Below are 21,635 nucleotides of genomic sequence, written 5' to 3'. Positions count from 1 at the left end.
CCTTTCATTCGTCAGAGAATGCCAAGTCGTCGTCATCCGGTCGGTGACGCCGTTCGTTCCGGTAGTCCCGGTCTCGGGGATCACCGTTGCCGTGCAGTCGGTTTTCGAGGTCTTCCTCGTCGTCCTCGTCGCCGAACTGGCCGCCGCGGGGTTGTGGCTCCGGGCGGTTGCGCTCCCGACCGACCGCGGTCGCCACAGTCTCCTCCACTTCACGCTCCAGCGGTGCCAGGCCCTCCCGGCCGTGAAGGAGCCATTCCGCGATCGCCTCGGCCCGCGCCCGCTCCAGCGGCGTCGGCGGCCGATCGCGCTCGGCGACATACGCCTCGGACACCGCAGCGTCGTGCTCCCAGTGGCCGTCGCCGTCCTGATGGTTCTCGTACAGCACGTGACCGTCGGAGGTCACGAGGTAGAGGTCGTCCACCGGGTACTCGCCGGCCTGCAGCGCGAGCAGCGTGTTCGGCAGTTCGGCTGCCACGAGGTCGTGCAACTCGGTCCCGAACCAGAGGCCGCCACGCTCGCCGGTGTCCCGCGCGTGCTGGTATTCATCAGCCGTGGCGAGCAAGCTGTCCGCGCCGTTGGTCACGACGCAGACGACACTGACGCGGCAGTCGTGGTCTTCGAGGATCCTCAGCCGGGCCAGCGTCTCCGGCAGGAGACCGACCGGATCGCTGACGACGACGTCGTACCCGGGATCTCCCTCGATGACCTGCTCCAGGCAGGTGGACGCCAGGTCAGGCGGGAGGGCCTGGGCGATCAGCGCGGTGGCGTTGACGCCCCACTCGCGCATGATCGCTTCGAACCGCGGGTGTGCCGCGAAGTCGTCCTCGCTCCGGTACGACGCCAGGTCCTCCGGCCTCGAGGCGGCGAACAGCCGCTCCCGCGTGGTCCGCAGATCCGCACCGGGTGGCCCGTAGAGCAGGAAGGCTCGCGGACGACGCCCGTCAGGTGGCAGGGGATCTCGCGCCGTCACCTGATCCGCTCGGACGTCGTAGAGCGCATCGATCTCTTCACCTGTCAGCCAGGGGATCGCCGGCGGCGGGTATCCCCGCCCCTCCATCGCTCGGGCGAGCCCCTCGGCGTCGCGCTTGACATCGTGCACCGATCCCCAGCCGCTGGCGACCGCTTCGTACCAGAGCCGGACGAGGAAGCGGAACTCGTTGTACTGGGCATCCACGCAAGCGTTCTCGCCGTTCGTGGTCAAGGCGCCGGTGAGCTGCCGGAGTCCGGCTACGCCTTCGGCGGCCAGCTCCTGCAGGGTGTGGCTGATCTCGTGCACCCACACCCTGGCCAGCTGGTGGCTCGCCATCCCGGCGGCGAACGTGACAACGTGCGGGTCCGCCTCGGTGCCCGCGTGCAGCTCGGTGAAGGCCATCCCACGGTCGGCATCCCCGATCTCGACCCGGAAGTGCTGCTCGACGTCGCCTTGGGTGACGACGAGGTGCCGACCATCGGCGGACAGCGCGGGCGCTTCGGTGAGGAGTCCGCCGTAGTCGAGCGTCGTGGTGTACAGGGCCTGTTCCAGGGCCTGCTCACGGGTGAACGGAGTCCGGTCAGGTTCCCGCCCGTCGGCGACGTAGCGGGTACCAGGGATCTGCGGCGACCGTACGATCCCACGTTCCTGCGCGAGCAGGACCAGGTATTCGTGCTCGTGCATGGTCAGGAAGGCCTCGCCGGTGGTCGCGCCCGGTACGACGTGGTGCTTGACGACACGCTCGCTGCCGTCCTGCCGGATCCGAGTCCGGGTGAGGTCCAGGTCGTAGTCGACACGCACCCGCACGGTCACCAAGCTGCCCTTCTCGGATCGGGTTCGCTCGCGACGCGAACCTCGGACGTCCGTCGTCGTGTCGGTCAGTTGCTCGCCGACGTCGACAGTGCCGCCGATATCGTCGGCAGCCGTGAGTGTCTCGGAGCCGACGACCGGCAGCAGTCGTCCGGATGTCGTGCCGGTCGAGACCGTGTGCTGACTGCGGTTGATGTCGCCGAGTTCGCCCTCGAACGGTCCGGCGACCACCTCGAGCACGGACACCCGTGCCGTCACCCCGACGTGCACGTTCTGTTGCCGGTGGCCGGCGACCTGGAGCGGGTCGAGGCGGAAGCCGCCGTCCGAGGCCATCCGGCTGAAGGTCGCGTTGCGTGCTGACGCCGACAGCCTGTTCTGCAACGTGGCGTGGTGCATCCGGACGCCGACCGGGCCGAGGAACTCGTTCCTGGCGAGCTCCGCCTCGACGACGCTCAGGAGGTCCGGCCGCCGGAACCGCCCCTGCCCGGTCCCTTCCACGGTGTACGTCGCCGGCAGCTCCAGAGCCGGCCCGGCTTCCGGTACGGCGGCTTCCGGAACGGCGGCCTGACCGGTGGCTGCCGGTTGACTTGCCGTACCTGAGGGTGCCGCGGCCGAGCGGATCACGTCTGTCGGGATCAGCTGCACCAGCGTGCCTTCGATGATCCGTGCGGGTGCTTCGACCACGCTGCCTTCCGGAGCGAGTCCACGGGCCACGAGGCCGCGAGTCGGCGCCGCGGAGTCGACACCGACGTGAACCGTCAGGCGGAGGTTCCGGGCGATCCGGGTGAGGCCGTCGAAGGTGGCCATGCGTTCCAGCCGGGTGAGCTGCTCGGCCTCGGTGGTCGACGTACCCTCGGCGCGATCCGTACCGACCGAGCCGGACCGTCCGGGGTCGAATCCGGTGTCCGGGTTGCCGTCCGCCGGACTGCCCGCGCCGGGCGTCCCGTCGAGACCCAGACCGCTGGACCGGCCGCGGCCGACAGTACGGCTGCGTTCCTCGTAGAGGTAGCGCTGGATGATGCTGACGAGATCCTTGACCTCCCCCAGATCGTCCGGCAGGCCGGTGAATTCGGCATGGATCCGTACCGACACCTGCCGGGCGGTGAGGTCCCCCGGCCGCCCGACCGGATAGCTGCGGACGAACCCGGTCGGCCCGAGCATGTCCTCGAGCCGGCCCCACCATCGCTTGCCGGCCAGATCCGCGAACAGGCTCGCGGCGAGCACCGGATCCTGCTCGGGGTCGGTTCCGAGTTGCCGCCGCAGGACGTCATGAACTTCGGAGAGCACGCGGATGCCTTCTCCGCGGTGCGAGTTGCCACCGGCCTCGTCCTCGATCCGGGCGGAGGTGAGGTCGACGCTCTCCACCAGGCTCGAGCCCAGGTGCTCCTGGTAGTGGGCCGGGAGATCGATGTTCCGCACGGACTCCGTCGACACGAGGGCGGCCTCCAGCCGTTCCTCCGCGGAGGTCTGCATCCGGGCAGGGCCTGGTGGCAACCACGCGACCAGGTCTTGCGCGGTGTGCGCGGACGCGAGGCTCGGGATCGGGACCCCGGCGGCGGCCGCGGCCGCCGCGTCGGCACGGTACCGCCTGATCACGCCCGCCGCGGTCCGGCGATCGAGCGACAAATCTCCGTGCAGCAGGCGCTCGACCGCGTCGGCGACCTGGTACAAGGGCAGCCTGAGCTCGTTCGTCGCGTAGAACCCCAGGGCATCGCGTTCAGGGACCTGGAACACCGCGGCCGACTCGCTCCTCGCCGGGCCGTCGTTGCCGACGGCGAGGTCGAGCTCGGCAGTGGCCGTGAAGACGTACTGCCGGCCGGTCTCGATGGTCAGGCGCTCGACACCCCAGATGGTCTGGCCGAGGTGGCTGTCGGCCGCGTTCCTGCCCAGACTCGCCTTGACGCGGCCGCCGACCGAGTCCTCTTTCGCACCGGCGTACCCCTCCACGCTGCCGCCGGCCGATCGACCGGACGCCGTCCCGTGATTGCCGAGAGCGAAGTTGATGTCACCCACGACGCCTTCGGTGACCGAGACCAGCACGGCATCCCGGATGCGCCCGGTCAAGGCCAGCGGAACCTTCCGCGCGATCCCACCCGGGCCAGACACCAGCAGGGTGGTTCGGTACGTCGCTCGCGCCCACTCCGGATGGGCGAGCAGATTGCGTGGGTTGAGGAACGCGGACAGCTGCTGCCAGGCGGTCGGCTCCGCCATGATCGCCGAAGGTACGGCGGCGTCGAAGTCTGTCTCCCCGAGTGCGAGCAGGGTCGCCCGGTCGAGCACCTGATCCGGCAGCGGTTCCGTTCCCGGTGCCGACGACAACTGGACGGTCACCGTCGGATCGGCGTACTCCAGGAAGTCGGAGTCGATCAGCAGGCGGGCGGACTCTGTACCTTCGTGGACCAACTCCGGTCCGCTCGGGGTGAGCGCGGTGACGGTGAGCGTTATCGGGACGGTGAAGACGGCGACCGGGGACGTGCTCTCGACGAGAGTTACTCCGTTGATCGTGCCGCCGGTGAACCAGGCCAGCGAACGGCCGAGAGCCTGACGTCCGTACGACAGCCCGATGCTCTCTTGGTCGTCCGGAACAGCGCCGGACCGCAGAGCGAACGGATCGACCCGCCATGGCTTCGCCTTGGACCGGACGCCGGCTCTCCCGGCCGTTTCCGAGCCGATGTTCAGTAGCACCACGACCTCGTCGTCCGTCACGCCGACCGGGACGGGCTTGCCCTGGTCCACACCGATTCGGAGACTGATTGTCTCGGTCTGCCGGCCCGTCCGCGGGCGAGTGAGGGTGACCACGATCCCACCGCGTGCTGCGATGTCGTAGCCGGCCTCGAGCCGCTCCGCCGAGAACTGCGCCCGCAGCTCTTCGAGATTGAGCAGCTGGCCGAGCCGCTCGACCGGATCCGGTGACAGCTCGGTCAGGTCGGGGTTGCCGTTCGAGTCCAGCGGCGGCACGAAGCCCTGCTCAGCCAACCGGGCGATGGTCTCCCGCAGTGCCTGCTCCCGGCCGGTGACGCCCTGGATGTTCCAAGGTCCGGCGGCTCGGAGGCGGCCGTTCCCGTCGACCGACCAGCCTGGCAGCGCCAGCCGTCGCCCCGGCACCGCGGCAGTGGGCTGAACGTCGCCGCGTACGACCGCTTTGCCGGCGTCAAGCACCTCCGACCTGGGCACCGGCAGGCCGTGACGGTATGCGTCGTTCACCCGTACACGCGCAAGGATTTCGCTCTCGCCAGAGGTGGTCTGTACTGCCGCGCCGTCGAGGACCACCTTCACGGTGTGCTGCAGCACCATTCGGTAGCCCTGCGTCGGCCCGGTGAACCGGTGGACGCCGACATGGATCGCCGTCCCGCCGCCCGAAAGCGACTCGGCCCGCGACAAGGACCGGCCGGCGGACACGGACGGACCGGCGTCCGTTCCGGAGTCGTCGAGGTCCGTCAACTGGTCTCCGCCGTAGCCGAGTGTGGTCGACTCCGCCCTGCCGGCGCCGAAGTTCTGCACCACCGCTGCGTTGCTGAAACCGATACGGACGGACTCCTGCCAGTGGGTGGTGGTCGAGGTGCCGACCAGCTCGACCGCCTCGTACTGGATCTCGGTCGCCACTTCCAGATGGCCGATCGGCTGTCCGCCGGCCATCAGCGGCCGCACGATCGCGTGGCCGGTGGACTCGGCGAGCCGGCCCGGCAGGTCCTTGGTCAGCACGGCGTGAATCTGATCCTCGACCAGCCGGCGATCCCGGCCCAACCGGTCGAGCCTCTCCCCGTTCGTCGCGATCACGTCGTCGGTGAGCTTCTCCAGCCCATCGATCGAGGTCAGCACGTGGTCCGGCAACCGGCCGGTCCGCAGATCAGGCCGCTGTACCCGCTCGCCGGAGGCCCCGACCGTATAGGCATGCGACACCCAGGCATGGAGCTCGCCGGAGTCCTGCTGGTTGCCGCTCACAATCTTGTCCGCCTCGCTCCAGCCGGTGGCCCGGTCGGTGCGGACATCGATCTGCCAGGAGGCCTTCCCACTGAACAGGACTCCCTCGCCACGCATGTCCTCGACCGCGCCGTAGTTCGCGAACTCGGCCGCATTCGCTGTGAGCGCGCGGCTCCGGCCGACGTTCCACGCTCGCTTGACCGTGACATCGGCCAACCAGCCGTGTCCGGTGACGTCAGCGACCTGTCTGAGCAGGGCGTTGGCCGGCAGCGTGAACGCCGTACCGAGACGTCCGGTGGACATGGTGCCGAGCCGCCGAGCCGGTTGCGGGAAGAGACCGTCGATGGTCTCGGAGTGCTTGGCCGGCGGGTCGACGACCTCGGTCAGCGCCTCGACCGACAGCCTGATCCGCAGGTCCGCGGTCTTCTGGCGACCGACGCGCACGACGAGACCTTCGGAGGTGCCGAGGCCTGCGAACTCCGCGTTCAGACGCTGCTGCAGACGTCGGGTGCTGAAGCGCTCGTCGATGCCGTGCTCCTCCAGTGCGGCGTTGATCCGCTCGGCCAAGGCGGCCAGATGCGGCAAGCTGCCGGTCGGCTTCATGCCCGCCAGCACACCGGCCGGCGCCAGCGCCTTCAGGGATTGCTCGTACGCCGCGACGCCGGCGGCAAGCCGGCTCAGTTCGGCCGCCACGTGGTCCGGTGTGCTCGAATCCACGTCGGCAAGCAGTTGCGTGTAGCCGTCCCGAGCGGTTGCCGCCTCGGCCAAGGCCCGCTGGTAGCCGGCAATGAGCTGACGATTCCAGGCCGCCAGGTCGGCCTGCTTCCTGACCTCTGCCAGAGCCGCGAGTCGTCGCGCATGCCTGGCGTCGTCCCTGGCGTCTCGGGAATTGGCAGCCTTCTCCTCAGCCTCCCGCCCCGCCACATCGGCCTCGACGGCCTTCGCGTTCCTGGCATCAATCAGAGCCTGGAGCCGATCCGTTGCCTCGGTCAACATTTGCACCTGGGTGGTGATCGCCGTCCTCGGATCCGATCCGGACGTGCCGGTCGGCGGCGCGTGCCAGGGCAGTGCCGGCGGCGTCCGGCCCCGCAGGCGGATCGCGTCAGCCAGGCCTTCGAGGTCTTCGCGCAGCCTGTCCCGCCTGGTGCGCTCGCCGTGCGCCTCGGCGAGGGACAGCTGACGGAGGAGGTAGCGGAACTCGTTGAGCTGGGCATCCACGCAGGCATCGTGGCCGGGTCCGGTGAGCCGGGGTCGGAGCCGTTGGAGCGGACCGCCCCGCCGGCTGTTGAGCTCTTGCAGCGTGTGACTGATCTCGTGCACCCAGACGCGGGTGAGCTGATCGGCGGCGATTCCGGGCGGGAAGGTGACGAGGTGTGGCTCTCGCGTCGTTCCGGCCCGCAGCTGCGTGGCAGCCATCCTGCCTTCCTGGATGCTTCCGATCTGCACCCGGAAATGGTGACGGCCAGTGGGGGTGGTCACGATGACGAGCTCGGTCTCGCCGTGACGGCCTTCGGCGACCGTGACTGTCACCGGGTCCGCGGAGACGAGTCCGCCGAAGTCGGCGACCCTGCTCTCGCGTACTGCGGCAAGGGCCTCCGCCTCGGTCAGCACGACGCCGGTGCGCCCGTCGGCGACGAATCCGGTACGGCGAATCTCGGGTGCGTGCACGACGGCAGCCGGTGGTGCGGACGGACTGATCGCCGGCAGCGGGAAGCCGCCGATGATGTTCGCCTGATCCAGCAGATCGTTGTACTTCGTGATCCGCGTGGTCAGCTGCTCGAAGAGGAACGCGTACGAGTCCTCGGTCCCCACCTGGGTGCTTCCGTACTCCGCGTGCACGTCCAGCGCCTCCGCGGCGGCGACGATCGCTTCCAGTGCCGCCAGCCGCTCGACCAGCAAGGGCTTGTCGCCCGGCTCACCGAGCATCCGGCCGAGTGCGCGCGCCGCTCCGGCCCGGATCTGGTCGGTCGGCCCCCCGGTGACGCGCCGGCCACGAGCCGGGGATACCGACGCCAGCTCCGGAAACGGCTTGGTCGCACCGTCCACGGCGGCGACCGACTCGTAGCGGCTGACCGCGTCCGCGAGTCGTTCCCGCTGCCGCGCCGCCCCGGGGCCGCGCGGATCTGTCGCGTCAGCTCGGTCCACGTCGGCTGCGATCCGGTCGATCGACGTCAAGGCCGCCAGCCGGCGTCGCCGCACCTCGAGGTCGTCGACGGTCGCGTCGGGTCCGGCCACGACCTCGTCCCGGTGAGCGAGCTCGACGGCGGCGCGCACCCGGTCGGTGTAGTCGGCGTCAGCCGGTGACACCACGACCTGCGACTCGCCGGCCGTTCGCAGGTCTTGCCGGATCTGATCGATCTGGTCCAGCAACTGCGCGACGAGATATTTGCCGATCGCAACCTGTTCGGTCAGCTGGGGCCGATCCACGCCCTGCTTGTTCAGCGCCCGGGCGTTCGCGTCCTTTCGCTCCAGCTCTGCCCGGCGGAACAGCATCCGGGCCACCGGCGACGTACTGAACGCACCGAACGCGGCCGCCACGGTCGTCCACACCGTCAGCGGATTGAGGCCGAGGACCGCATCGAGCGCGAGCACCGATCCCGCCGTACCCGCCGCGGCCAGGAACACCTGGAACTCGTAGAGCCAGACGGACACCCCGCGGTACGGCCGGGAACTCTGCGCCGCTTCGGGCGGCGTCAGCAGAGTCCGCCGATCGGCTGTCCGGTCGGTCAGGTCAGGAGCGGGCCGGTCGGCACCGGCCAGGCGAGCAAGGTCCTGAAGCGTCTCGTGCAGCAGGTCCAGAGGTTGTGCCATGGCGTCGATCAGCGCCTGCCCACGGATCGCCTCGCGGTGCGCGTAGTCCCAGTTCTTCTGCAGGTCGTGGAGGCGCTCCTCCACGCTCATGAAGAGCTTGTCGCCGAGCGAACCCAGCAGGGCGCCACCGGCCGCCGGGCCGAACGGAGCGATGATGGCCTCCGTCATCGCGCTCAGTTGCCTGGCCACCTCGGTCGGATCGAAGTCGTTCGGGGCGAGCCGCGGATTCAGGGAGCGCGCGGACGCCGCGGCATCGTTGTCGAAGACCTGCTGGCCGAGATGGACCCGGTACGGCGGCGTGCCCGGTGACCGGATCTCGTGTCTGGCCGGTGTGCGCGGAGTGGTGATCCGGCCTGTGGTGGCGGCCGGCAGGCCGAGCGTCGAACGCAACGTGTCCAGCCGCTCCTGCTGCTCCCGAAGAACCCGGATCAGCTGGTTCTGTGCGGAGCCGGGATTCGACAGCTCGGTCAGGACGTTGCTGTCGACCCGGGCCCGGCGCTGGTCACGCTTCTTCGCGTCGATCCACCGTTCGGTGATTGTTCGCACGGTCGCGGTCGCGCCCAGCACCCACAGGGTCGAGAAGGCAGGCACGCCGGCCACCCACAGCGAGGCCGCCGTCAGCGTCGCTGCAGCCAGCGGTACGCCGTAGCGAACCGCGTACCGTGGCCGACCGGTCGTCCTGGGAACCTTGCCGATCGGCTCGCGAACCGGCCGCCGCCCGTCGACGGCACCACGCAGGCCGGGGTACGTCTGCTCTCTCCGCGCCTGATCGGCGCCGTACGCGGGCTTCTTGTGCGCACTCTTGTGCCCGTCCAGCCAGTGCTCCATCGGTGCACCGGCCAGGCCGAACGCGGCGGTCGGCAGCGACATCCCGAGGGCCAGCAACGGATCGCCCGTCACGGTCCACGCGGCGGCGCCGACCAGCACCGACGACCAGGTCGACGTCCACACGGCGCGGACGAGGTAGGCGCGTCTCGTCAACCGGTTGTCCGTCAGCGAGCGCCGGTGCTCGATCCGGCTCGCGAGGTCGCGCACGGTTCCCGGCGCCAGGGTCCGCCTCAGGTCCGCGTCCGGTTGCTCCTTGGTCAGGCCCATCCGGACGAACAGGTCGGCCATCGCCCGGCCGGCGGCGCGCCGCCGGATCCAGGATCTCGCCAGCTCCGCATCCCGGTACTCGGCGGCGAGTTGGTTGACCTCGGCAACGTCGCCGTGGTCGGTGTCCTCCAGCCGAGGGTCGGCCCAGGGATCGCTGCCCGGTGTGAACACCGGCTTGTCGGCGGCTTCGGCCAGCTGCGCGGGCGACGGGTCCAGTGTGGCGGCCGCCGTCTGGGCGAGGATTCTGGCCATCATCCGTGGCAGTTCGGTCGTCGCCACCTGATCGGACACCGTCACCCAGGCGACCGGCGACGCGCCCGGCACGGAGACGGTCTCGTGGGTGATCTCGACGGGCAACGGCCGGACCCGGACGAACAGCCGGTACGTCCCGTGGCGATTGGTCACCCGGTACTCACCGTGGCCGCCGTCGACCTCGTGAATGCCCGCGGCCGCCAGGACATCCGGGCGGTGGATGACCTGCGGAAGCTCGAGGTTGACCAACAACCATCCCGGCAGGAACCAGGCCTGCCGCCCTGGCGGGCTCTGCTCCCCGCCGTTCAGCCGGCCGGCGAGCTCAGCGAGATGCGGGCTGGTGTGGATCGCGAGGATCTGTTGTCCGGCGCGGACCTCGACGGTGAAGCGGTACGGCGAGGAATCGCTCCCAGGCCGGGCGACACGGGTGATGGTCAGGGTCGCCTGGTGGCCCGTGCGGACGAGCTCCGCCAGCCGGTTCTCGAGGACGGCGAACGCTGCCGCGTCCACCGGGACGCCGAGTGCCCCGAGAGCGGCGTCCCCGAAGAACCTCCCGCCGACGAGTCGCCCGTCCCGCAAGGGTTTCCCCTCGCGTGCCGCCGCCTCCGCCACCTGCTGGGCGACTGCCGGATCCAGTTCGGGGAGGACCGATCGCAACTCCACGACCACCGACTGCCCGACCGTGAGTTCACCCGGCGGTCGCGTGACCTCGTTCCCGGCGAACGACCGCGTGGTCGTGGCGACCTCCGCCGTACCAGTCTGTTCGCCCTGAGCCGCTCCGTGCTCCGGTGGGCCGGCCGGTGGCGGCGGTGGGTCGGAGGGGTCGGGAGGCGGCGGCGGGAGCGTCGACGGACCGGATTCGTTGCCGCCCGGGTCGACGCCCATCGAGTACTCCGTGATCTCGATGCCCTTCGGCCGGTCCAGCCCGGTCGAGCCGTCAACCTCGGCCCGAACCGTGAAGTACTCGAGCGTGCCGTCGTCGAGGAATCGGCCCATCGCCTCGGCGAGGTCGAAGCTCGAGCTGATCTCGGGGTTGGTGAGCGGACGGGCCGGCACCATCCAGGGCGGCAGTCCTCCACCGGCCACGTACCGCTGACGGGCAGCGCGGTAGGCCGCCTCGTACTCGGCCTGGTACGCCGCCTCGGGGTCGGCCGCGAAGGCGACGTCCGCGGCGACACTCCGCGCCCGCTCCTCCGCCGCTTCGGCCTCGGCCCGGGCATTGATCGCGGCCTCGGCCGCGCCGGCGTCGGACGGGTCCGCTCCGGCCGCAGCGGCCGCCGCGTCGGCCTGGGCCTTGAGTGCGGCGGCCTCGGCAGCGGCAACCCGCGCCGGCTCACCGGCCGCGAAGTCGGCGAACGCGGCCTGAAACGCGGCCGCACGCTCTGTCTTCCACGTCGGGAACTGCCGGTCCAGCGCCTGCTCGCCGGCCCGCCTCGCCGCCAACCTGTCGGCGCCGGCCGCTCGCGCCGCCTCCGTCGCGGCCTTGATCGCGGAGCGCGCCTGCCTCGTGCGTTCCTGTCTGACCGCCTCCGCGGCCGCCTCGGCGTACCGCACCTGGGCAGTGTCCACCGCCCGAGCCCGCTGCGCGGCGTGGTACGTCGCCTGGGCATCGGCGTACTCGTCCGCGGACAGCGTGACCTCGACCGGGTCCATCGCGTCGAGGACGGCGACTCGCTCGTTCCGGTCGAGGACCGTCATCGCCTGGAGGATGGACCTGACGTACTCGCGATGTCCTTGGGCGTAACGGGTCTCGCCGTCGACTCCGAGGCGCGTGTTCAGGTCGGCGTTCGGGTTCTTCGCCTCGACGATCGCGAACCCGGTGACAGCTCCGTCGGCATCGAGCCGAACATAGACCTGGTCGAAGCTGCCCGCGCCGTCCAACTGCAGAGAGACCCGGAAGATCCGGTCGCCGGGATGACGCGCGGCCAGCCAGCGGTCGAACGGCCGGGCGAACTCCTCACCGACGTGGCCACGGCCCGCCTCCGGCACCGATCCGGCCTGTTCCGCACCGTGCTCCGCCGTGGGCATCGGGACCTCGGGCTTGCCGAAGGAGCGGCTCCAGGCGTTCACGACCTGCTGCAGGTGAATCATCGTCGCGTCGGTCATGTGGAGGACGGGATCGTCGAACCCGACCTTCGTCGTCCTGACCTTCTCGCCCTCGTGGACGGCGACGAGGGTCAGAACCGCGGACTTGTCCTGGCTGACCCAGGGCAGTGGAACGCTGACCCGTGCCGACCCCACCTCAGCGACGAAGGTCCGCCCGGTCGCCGGGGTCTCGGCGTCGAGCGGCCGGCGAGCCAGCACACCGGTTGCCCGCTTCTTCCCCGCGCCCGTGCGGTAGAACTCCGACCGGAGCCGCTCCGCCGCCTCGGTGAGCTCACCGTCGGGACCGCGGTCGTTCATCCGCGCCACCAGTTCCTGCTGCGCAGCCAAGTGCACCGAACCACCGGCCGCGGCGATCGCGGCCGCGCTCACGACCACCTGCGGCTCCGGCTCCGGCTCACCGGTCGGATCAGGTGCCCCTGGCGGGCCGGTCGGGACAGGTGGGTCGTTGTCGATCGGTCCGGTTCGGGACTCGGGCGTCGTGGGTTCGGAGGCCCGCGACGACAGGGTGTGGGCAGGGCCGGACGAGCCTGCGTCCTGGCGGTTCGGCGGTGGGGCGGCCGCGTTGGCCGCCTGCGGGAGTGCCGTCGGTGCTACTTGTACGGCGGCACCTACGAGCGGACCGTTGGGACCTGCGGGCCTGCTGTTGGGAATGGCTCCGGGGGGAACGATCGAGTCCGGGCCATGGAAGCCGTCGACGACCGGAACGAAGTCGGTCGTCTCGAGCTTGGCGAATTCCGCACCGCGGGCCAGCAACTTCGCCCGGTTCGCGTCCACCTCGGTTTCGTCGGTTGCGGCTTCCGCTTCTGCCCGCTTGGCGGGCTTGGCGTTGGCCGGGGCCTGAGTCGTGGGGCGAGCTGCCGCGTCGGGTGGAGCGGCCGTCGGCCGGCCGGCGGCTGACTCAACGGCGGCCGGCTGGCCGGCTGTTGGCTGGGCAGCTGCGCCGGCCGCTGGCTGGGCGGCTGCGCCGACGGTGGTGCTGCCGGGTGTGAGATCGGCGGTCGTCGGGTGCGCTCCGGAGCCGGTCGTCTGTTCCTGTTCGATCTGGTGCTCGGCGGTGCCTGGCTCGGTGGGGCCGGAGGGGTTCGTCACCTCGGTCGAGTCTGTCGAGGCCGTCGGATCGGTCGGCGTAGGGGCGGTCGGGTCGGTTGACGTGATCGCATCCGGGTCGGACTGCGTGGAGGGGTCCGACGGATCCGTGCTTCGGCCTGGGGAGTCCGCTGCCGTGTCTTGCTGCTCGTCCTGGGAGGCGTCGTCGCTCGGGTGGCCCGGTTGGCGCTGGTGCTCGGTTGCGTCGTCGGCGGATGCTGTGCGTTGGCTTGCCGGGTGGGATGCCGACGTATCCGACGACGTACCGGAGGCCTGCGAGCCGGACAGGCCGCCAGACCCTGTCCCGGGCCGGCCGGAGCCGGTCGAGCTGCCGGAGTCCGAGCCGGGGCCGCCCTGGTTCGAGGCCGCCGGGTTCGTCGCCGGGGAACTCGAGCCGGCGGGAGTCGTCGCCGGATTCGAACCAGCCGGATTCGAACCAGCCGGATTCGAACCGACTGGATTTGGGCCAGCCGGACTCTGGCCAGCCGGATTCTGGGTGGCTGGAGTAGGGGCGGCCGGGTTGGTGGCGGGAGAGGCGGGCGGTCCGTCGGGACCGGCGGGTGGGATGTACGGCGGCATCCCGCGGATCTCGCGAACAGTGCTGGACCACTGCTGACCCAGATAGTCACCGGCGTGCACAGCGGCGATCCGGGAGGAGCCGAGGACACCGGCGGTCAGGCCGCCGGTGACGATCGCATGGGCGTAGGCGCCCGGGTTCGCCAGCGTCTCCCAGAAGTTGCCGTCAGCAATTGACTGTGCCGCGGTGCTGGTGATCGGCGACGACACCCCGTTGACCACGAACGCGCTACCGGTCTGCTGCAGGACGGTCTTGCCCCGGTCGCCCAGCCGGAAGGCGTCCGCGATCCGCCCCGCCGGCGCCGATCCGAGCCGGCCGACGGGGTTCAGGCCGCGGCTTACCGGCATCCCGAGGATGCCGGCGCCCCCGCTGACCCCGACCTGTTTCCAGTCGATGCCCTCGGGCCGGAAACCGCGCTGCCGGTCGAGGTTCTGGGCGATCAGGTCGGTGCCGACCTCCTCGAGTCCTTCCCAGGCAGCCTCGGCAGCGAGCCTGCCGATGGATCTCGGCAGCGTCAGCGGAGCGGCCTGCTCGAGCAGGCCGGCCGCACCACGGATCAGGGTGGAGAACTTGGTCGCCAGGTTCGCCACCAACCGCCAGCGGAAGAAGTCGCCGATGCCCGGCGGCATCGCGAAGGTCGCGGCGAAGAAGATCGCGTTCACGATCAGCTCGGAGTAGATCTGGTTCTTGACCTGTCCGACCGTCCGGCCCAGGTCCCAGCACATCTGTGCCATCTGGTTGAACGACTCGACGGTGGAGCCGTACCCGTCGTCGTTCAGGGCGTCGTGGATGTTGCCGTGAAAGATGCCGCCGGTGGCGTCCTTCCAGACCGCGGGGAGCTGTGCGTTGGCCGCGTTCGCCAGGTCGGTCGAAGCCACCATGCCGAGCTTGACATTGTTCCAGTTGTCGCCCATCCGCATCGCGGCGTCCTCGTCGACCCGCGGCCAGATGTAGGTGTCGGAGAACTTCTGCAACCATTCCCACAACACACAGCTCGGCTCCGGAATCACTGGAGCCTGCGCAACCTCTCGGCCTGCTGCTGGTCGAGATCCACATACTGCTTGACGATCTTGTGGCCGTTGGCCCCCATCGCGTGGAAGTTCGCGCCGGCCTCGGAGGCGGTCCTCTCCAGCGGCGGCCGCATGGTGTTGTACCGCCGGCGGAAGCCCGCGCTCAGGTCGTCGAGCCCGGTACCCACCACCTGTTCGTCCGCGTCCAGCGCCGGCTTCGCCTTCGCCCACGCGTCCGCGATCGGCTTGCCGGCCACGGAGAGCCGACTCATGACCTCGTCGGTCTCGGCCGGGAACATGTTGATGTGACCGGTGCCACCGAAGTCGATCGGCCCGGAACCGGCGCTCATCGCCCGCCTCCTAACAACCGGGTGAACGGCTGGAACGCCAGACCCGCCGGTCCGTCCGCGTCGGCAGCCAGGTATTTGGCCAGATCACGCCGTACGCCGTCCTGCGCCGCCGCCCGCGCCTCGTTGACGACGGAACGGATCTGCTCGGCCAGCGCATCGGCGTCCGGGGTGCGGAAGACCCGCGGATCGAGGATCAGCTCGACGAGTTCGCCGTACACCCCGACGGTCGCCTCGACCAGACCGTCCGGGGATTCGGCGGAGCCCGTCGTACCGGCGACCGAGTCACGGATCCGGTGCGTCTCCCGCTCGAGCTCCGCGAGCCGCCCGACCTGGGCCTGGTCACCGGTGTCGCTGCCTGCCCGGAGATTCATTACGCCTCCTCGCTCGGTGGGACGACGACAGTCTCGGGCGCCGAAAACCTCCCCGGACCGCCTTGACCTCTTCCGGCCACGCCTCGTCACGTGACGGCAAGCTGCCCGACTCTCGTGGCGTGAAGACGCGAAGTTTCGCCGCCGTCCTGGTGGCCGCCACCGTCCTGCTCGGGCCGGCAGCGATGCAGCCCGCGGTGGCGGCGCCACCGAAGGGAGCCTGCCGGAACGCCGAGCCGGCCCATCCGGTCGAGCGCCGCCTGCCGTGGGCCCAGCAACTGTTGATGCCGCAACGCGCCTGGCCGTTCAGTACCGGCAGCGGGGTCACGGTCGCGGTCGTCGACTCCGGCGTCGACGCCGACCATCCGCAACTGCGCCGCGTCGGCAAGGTGCTGCGCGGCCGCGACTTCTACCTGGTCGGCACGCTGCCCGGCAACTACGACTGCGCCTCACACGGCACCGGTGTCGCAGGCATCGTCGGCGCGGATGCGAAGCCGGGCGTCGGCTTCCAGGGGGTCGCTCCCGGAGCTCGCATCCTGCCGGTGCGGATCAGCGAACGCGAGACCGACAACACCGGGAACACCGAGCTGATCGACCCGAACCTCCTGGCCAAGGGCATCCGGTACGCCGTCGACGCAGGCGCGCGGGTGATCAACCTGTCGGTGGCCGGCGACCAGGACCAGACCCCGGTCCGGCAAGCGGTCGCGTACGCCGTGAGAAAGGACGTTGTCGTGGTCGCGGCGGCCGGCAACCGGCAGGGGACCGCCGGCGAACGGCGCCCATCCTACCCGGCGTCGTACCCTGGCGTGATCGGCGTCGGGGCGATCGACAACACCGGCGCGCGGGTGCAGGCCTCCCAGATCGGTTCGTACGTCGACCTCGTCGCCCCCGGCGCCTCAGTTCTCACCACGACGCGGGTTGCCGGCCACGCCTACCAGGACGGAACCAGCTTCGCCGCTCCCTTCGTCGCCGGTACGGCCGCACTCGTCCGAGCCGCCTGGCCCAAGCTGACGGCCGCCGAGGTCGCGCAACGGATGATCGCCACCGCCACTCCTGCACGGGGTGGACGCAGCAGCCTCGAGTACGGCGCGGGCATCGTCGACCCCTACCGCGCGGTGACCGAAGGGCTGGCCGCGGCGGCCCAGGACCTGCCCGCGATGGTTGTGCCTCCACCCGACGAGCAGCAGCTGGCCACCGCAGCCTGGTGGGACGCTCGCGGCCTTGAAGCTCGCACCGCGGCGATGCTGGCAGCGGCCGGGATGACAACGGTCATCCTGGTCGGCTGGCTGATCATCGCCGGGCACCGCCGCCGGTGGGCCGCCGGCCGTACGGCGATCGCCCGCCCGCGGCCGGCGGAACGCGACCTCCCGCCGGAGTTCCTGTTCACCGGCTCTCGTCGAGTCGTTGCCGCGGACCACGAATAGCGGCACCAACCGCAGGAAGAGCCCCAGCCGGAGCGGCTGGGGCTCTCGGTGCTCCCGCGGCGGTCAGACGCGCAGGCTGGACGCGATGCTGGTGGTGGTGGCGAGCGTCGCCTGCCCGTCGGCCGCGCACTGGTCGACGACGGTGCCGCGGTTGGTCAGGTCGGTCCCGTGCGCGTGGGCCTCGTTGACCATCTTCTGGACGTTCATGAAGTACTCGTCGAAGTCCGAGCTGCACCAGGCGCCCTGGGGCTGCATCGCGCCGGCGAGACTCTGGTGATCGGCGGCATCGGTGATGTACGTCTGACCGATGCCCTTGTAGTTGTGTGCGGCATCCATCATGCCGCCGAACTGCTGGAAGATTTCAGCCATCGCTGCGATCCTTTCGGTGAGGTGAGTGCCGATCAGGCCGTCGGCATGCTGACGGAGGTCAGCGAGTGGACGTTGTTCGTGCTCAGCTGTCCGTAGTGGTTGCTGATCTGCGCCGTACCGTCGGCCTGCATCGCCGCCTGGTGCTGACCCTTCAGCACTGCCGCCTGTCGCCAGTTCTCGTGGCCCTGCTGGTTCGTGACCGACGCCTCGCCGCGGAACGACGCGGTCGACAGATCCGCGGTGTTCGCCTCGGACCGGCCGATCTTCTCGCCGACCCCGTCGGAGTACATCGAGATCTGGTTGGCGTGGTGTGCCATCGGGTCGGTGAGACCCTGGATGAACATCCCGGACATCACTGTCTCCTTCCTGTGTGGACGTGTCCAGCCACACGGTAGGAAGCACCGCCCGCCGGCCGGGCCCGGCGACACCTTCCTGCCACCGGGCTCCAGGAGCGCTCGGCGCGCGTGAAGATCGCAGCGGACAGGCCCGAGGAAGGTGGTCGACGATGGCGACGATGATGGTCCGGCGGCCGATGCGGCGACCCGCTCCGGAGCTGCCCGGCGGCGAGCTGCTGCTGGAGGCACCACCGGAGGTGCCGGAACCCGGTGGCCGGCAGTGGGCCCAGATGCTGATGGTGCTGCCGATGGTGGCGATGATGGGCGCGATGATGCTGATGTTCTCGGGCAGCATCGTCAGCAGCCTGCGCTACGTGATCTTCGGTCTCTTCGGTCTGGCCATGATCGGCATGATCCTGGTCTCGGTGCTCAGCCGGGGCGGCGCCGGCAGGGCCGAGATGGGGCAGGCGCGTCGGACGTACCTGCGGCACCTGGCCCAGCAGCGCCTCCGGCTCGGCCGTTCGATCGACCAGCAACGCAACGCGCTGGCCTACCTGCATCCCGAGCCCGAGTCCCTCTGGGCGCTCGCCGGCAGCTACCGCCTGTGGGAGCGCCGTCAGGACGACCCCGACTTCGGCGTCACCCGGGTCGGCGTCGGCCCGCAGCACCCGGCGACCACGATCGTCCCGCCGGACACCCAGCCACTCGAGCGCCTGGAACCGCTGTCCGCGTTGGCGTTGCGCCGCTTCGTCTCGACGTACGCCGCGGTGCCCGGGCTGCCGCTCGCCATCGCACTGACCGGCTTCGGCCGGATCTACCTGCCGGGTGACCGGGACAACTCGATGTCTCTGGTCCGCGCGATGCTCGCCCAGCTGGCCACCCTGCACGCACCCGACAACCTGCGCGTCGCGATCTGTACGGCGGCCGGGAACCGGGCGGACTGGGACTGGGCGAAGTGGCTGCCACACGCCCTGCATCCGGAACGCTCCGACGCACTCGGCCCGCTCCGGCTGATCGCGCCGTCGGTGACCGCGATCGAGGCCATGCTCGACGACGTGCTGACCAATCGGCCGCGGTTCGACCCGGATCTGGCCGGCCGCGTGGCCGGCCCCCACCTGGTGGTCGTGCTCGACGGCGGCGAGCTCGACGGTTCCGATCATCTGCTCGCCGGTCCGGGGCTCGAGGGCGTGACCGTCCTCGATCTCACCATGCCACCGCCGCGGGCGATCGACTCGACCGCGATCAGCCTCGATGTCGATGCCGAAGGCCACCTCTCGGCCGAGACCATGGACGGCGACGAGCGGCTCGGCCGGGCCGACGGCCTGGACGTCGTCACGCTCGAAGGGCTGGCGCGCCAGCTCGCCCCACTGCGGCTGACCGCCGGCGCACAGGGGGACCAGCCGCTCAGCGCCGACCTCGGCCTGGCGGAACTGCTCGACCTGGGCGACCCGTTCGACTTCGACCCCGAGGACACCTGGCTGCCGCGGCCCAGCCGCGACCGGCTGCGGGTCAGGTTCGGGCTGCGGGCCGACGGGCAACCGATCGAGCTGGATCTGAAGGAGTCCGCTCAGGAGGGAATGGGCCCACACGGCCTGCTCATCGGCGCGACCGGTTCCGGCAAGAGCGAGCTGCTCCGCACCCTCGTCCTCGCGTTGGCCATTACCCATCCACCGCGGTCGCTGAACTTCGCCCTGGTCGACTTCAAGGGCGGCGCTACCTTCACCCGGCTGGACAAGCTGCCGCACACCAGCGCGGTGATCACCAACCTGGCCGAGGAGCTCCACCTGGTCGATCGGATGACGGATGCCATCAACGGTGAACTGCTGCGCCGCCAGGAGCTTCTCCGGGCCGCGGGCAACTTCTCCTCGTTGCGCGACTACGAGAAGGCCCGGGCCGCAGGGGCTCCGCTCGACGAGGTGCCGTCGCTGCTGGTGATCTGTGACGAGTTCAGCGAGCTGCTCACCCACCGGCCCGACTTCATCGACATGTTCGTCCAGATCGGCCGGGTCGGACGGTCCCTCGGCGTCCACCTGCTGCTGGCCAGCCAGCGGCTGGAGGAAGGCCGGCTGCGCGGGCTGGAGGCCCACTTGTCGTACCGGATCGGGCTGCGGACCTTCTCCGACCTCGACAGCAGGACCGTGCTCGGCGTCAACGACGCGTTCCAGTTGCCCAGGGCACCTGGTCACGGCTTCCTCCGGGTCGGAACCGACCCGATGGACCGGTTCCGCTCCGCGTACGTGTCCGGCGTACACCGCCGGCCGTCCGCGAACGGGCTGCCGATCGCGCCGGACGACTCGGTCGAGCTCCTCGACTACTCCAGCGGGTATGTCGCTCCGCCGATGACCGAGGAAGTGGACGAGGAACAGGCCGATCCGGACGGCGCCTTCGACGAAAGCGTCGGCGAGTCCCTGCTCGACATCCTGGTCGACCGCTTCGAGGGGAAGGGCAGCCCGGCACACCAGATCTGGCTCCCGCCGCTGGACGAGCCGCCAGCGCTCGGCGAGTTGTTGTCGAATCCGGGTGCCGACTCCCGGCAGGGACAAGCCGTCCTGCCCGGCAGCCTGTGCACGATCGGCGGCGTCGTCGACCGCCCGCTCGACCAGCGCCGCGATCCGCTCCTGCTCGACCTGTCCGCGGGCGCCGGTCATGTCGCAATCGCAGGTGCTCCGCAGAGCGGCAAGAGCACCGCGCTGGTCAGTATCCTGGCCGGTCTGGCACTCACCCACACCCCTGAGGAAGTGCAGTTCTACTGTCTGGACTTCGGCGGGGGTGTGCTGTCGGCGCTGCGCGATCTGCCGCATGTCGGCGGTGTCGCCGGACGGCAGGACGTCAACGCGGTCCGCCGTACCGTCATCGAACTGCTCGGAATCATCGCCGAGCGGGAGAAGAGCTTCGCCGCGGCCGGCATCGACAGCATGCAGACCTATCGCGACCTCCGCCGGCGCGGCGCGGGCGGCGATTCGCCGTACGGCGACGTGTTCTTGGTGGTCGACGGATGGCAGACGATCCGCAACGACTTCGAGGACCTGGAGCAGGCGCTCGGCGACATCGCCACCCGCGGCCTCGCGTACGGCGTGCACCTGGTCGTCAGCGTGGCGCGCTGGTTCGACCTGCGGAACAACATCCGTGACCTGTGCGGTACCAAGCTCGAGTTACGGCTGGGTGATCCGATCGACTCGCTGATCGACCGGCGGACCGCGGTCCTCGTGCCCGAGCACGCCCCCGGTCGCGGCATGACCACCAGCAAGCACCACTTCCTGATCGCCGCGCCGCGACTACGCGACAGCCAGGACCGCGTGTCGGCCGGACTGGCCGAGCTGGTCGCGACCGTCAAGGACGCCTGGCCGGGTGAGGGCGCGCCGAAGGTGCGGCTGCTACCCGGCGACGTCGCGTACGAGACCGTCGACGGCGCCAGCTCGCGCGAGCACGGCCTGGCCGTCGGGGTCGCGGAGAGCACGCTGGAACCGGTGCTCCTGGATCCGCTCGCCAACCCGACGTTCATCCTGCTCGGCGACACCGGTTCGGGGAAGTCGGGCTTCCTGCGGACCCTCGCGGCCCGGATCCGGGAGACGCACACGCCGGACGAGGCGCGGATCTTGGTGATCGACCACCGGCGCAGCCTGATCGGTGGAGTCGAGAGCGAGCACCTGCTCGGCTACGGCACCAACCACCAGGCGACGGCCGAGCTGATCGCCGGGCTGGCGAACATCCTGCAGGAGCGGCTCCCAGGTCCCGACGTGACTCCACAGCAACTGCGGGACCGGTCCTGGTGGCAGGGGCCTGATGTGTTCGTGCTGATCGACGACTACGACCTGGTCGCGTCATCGGAGAGCCATCCGCTGATGCCGCTGTTGCCGTTCATCCCGCAGGCGTCCGATCTCGGCCTGCGCGTCTTCGTAGCGCGGCGGACCGGTGGCGCGATGCGCGGCCTGTTCGAGCCGGTGCTGGCCAGGATCCGGGACGTGGGCTCGCCGGGGCTGTTGATGTCCGGCAGCCGTGAGGAAGGCCCGCTGCTCGGCGGCCTCCGCGCGCAGCCGATGCCACCCGGCCGTGGCCGGCTGGTCAGCCGGCAGGGCACGAATCAACTGATCCAACTCACCCACCCCCCGACGGACGACCGACCGGCCGTCTGACCAGATTCACCAACGCAC

At 70.4% G+C, this 21,635-nt stretch carries 7 protein-coding genes; 2 read left to right on the top strand and 5 right to left on the bottom strand.

Annotated elements, in window-relative coordinates:
- Nucleotides 1-4: 4 nt before the first annotated feature.
- The 3 genes from ACQPYZ_RS03840 to ACQPYZ_RS03830 are packed head-to-tail and all read right to left on the bottom strand — an operon-like array spanning nt 5 to nt 15,359.
- Nucleotides 5-14,617 carry a hypothetical protein gene (locus ACQPYZ_RS03840; RefSeq protein WP_433165250.1) on the bottom strand — a complete coding sequence of 4,871 codons (14,613 nt, stop codon included), beginning with the start codon at nt 14,615-14,617 and terminating at the stop codon, nt 5-7.
- 17 nt (nt 14,618-14,634) lie between these two features.
- The gene (locus ACQPYZ_RS03835; protein WP_433165248.1) at nt 14,635-14,988 is read right to left on the bottom strand and encodes a hypothetical protein; all 354 of its coding nucleotides are present in this window, start codon (nt 14,986-14,988) and stop codon (nt 14,635-14,637) included.
- A complete protein-coding gene (locus ACQPYZ_RS03830; protein ID WP_433165246.1) occupies nt 14,985-15,359 on the bottom strand; it encodes a YbaB/EbfC family nucleoid-associated protein in 375 nt (124 codons plus the stop codon). The genes ACQPYZ_RS03835 and ACQPYZ_RS03830 overlap by 4 nt, the downstream gene beginning before the upstream one ends.
- 119 nt (nt 15,360-15,478) lie before the next feature.
- Between ACQPYZ_RS03830 and mycP the strand changes: the two genes are divergently transcribed.
- A complete protein-coding gene (gene mycP, locus ACQPYZ_RS03825; RefSeq protein WP_433165244.1) occupies nt 15,479-16,780 on the top strand; it encodes a type VII secretion-associated serine protease mycosin in 1,302 nt (433 codons plus the stop codon).
- A 63-nt stretch (nt 16,781-16,843) separates the two neighbouring features.
- Here mycP and ACQPYZ_RS03820 read toward each other — a convergent pair whose 3' ends face one another.
- The gene (locus ACQPYZ_RS03820) at nt 16,844-17,149 is read right to left on the bottom strand and encodes a hypothetical protein (protein WP_433165242.1); all 306 of its coding nucleotides are present in this window, start codon (nt 17,147-17,149) and stop codon (nt 16,844-16,846) included.
- Between the two features lie 32 nt (nt 17,150-17,181).
- Nucleotides 17,182-17,502, bottom strand: coding sequence for a hypothetical protein (locus ACQPYZ_RS03815; protein ID WP_433165240.1), 321 nt, complete (start codon nt 17,500-17,502; stop codon nt 17,182-17,184).
- Between the two features lie 152 nt (nt 17,503-17,654).
- Here ACQPYZ_RS03815 and eccCa point away from each other — a divergent pair, with 152 nt between their 5' ends.
- The gene (eccCa, locus tag ACQPYZ_RS03810; RefSeq protein WP_433165238.1) at nt 17,655-21,617 is read left to right on the top strand and encodes a type VII secretion protein EccCa; all 3,963 of its coding nucleotides are present in this window, start codon (nt 17,655-17,657) and stop codon (nt 21,615-21,617) included.
- Nucleotides 21,618-21,635 lie beyond the last annotated feature (18 nt).

It is taken from the genome of Kribbella sp. CA-247076 (genome assembly GCF_050942445.1).
GTDB lineage: Bacteria > Actinomycetota > Actinomycetes > Propionibacteriales > Kribbellaceae > Kribbella.
This window is presented reverse-complemented; position numbering and strand designations above follow the sequence as displayed.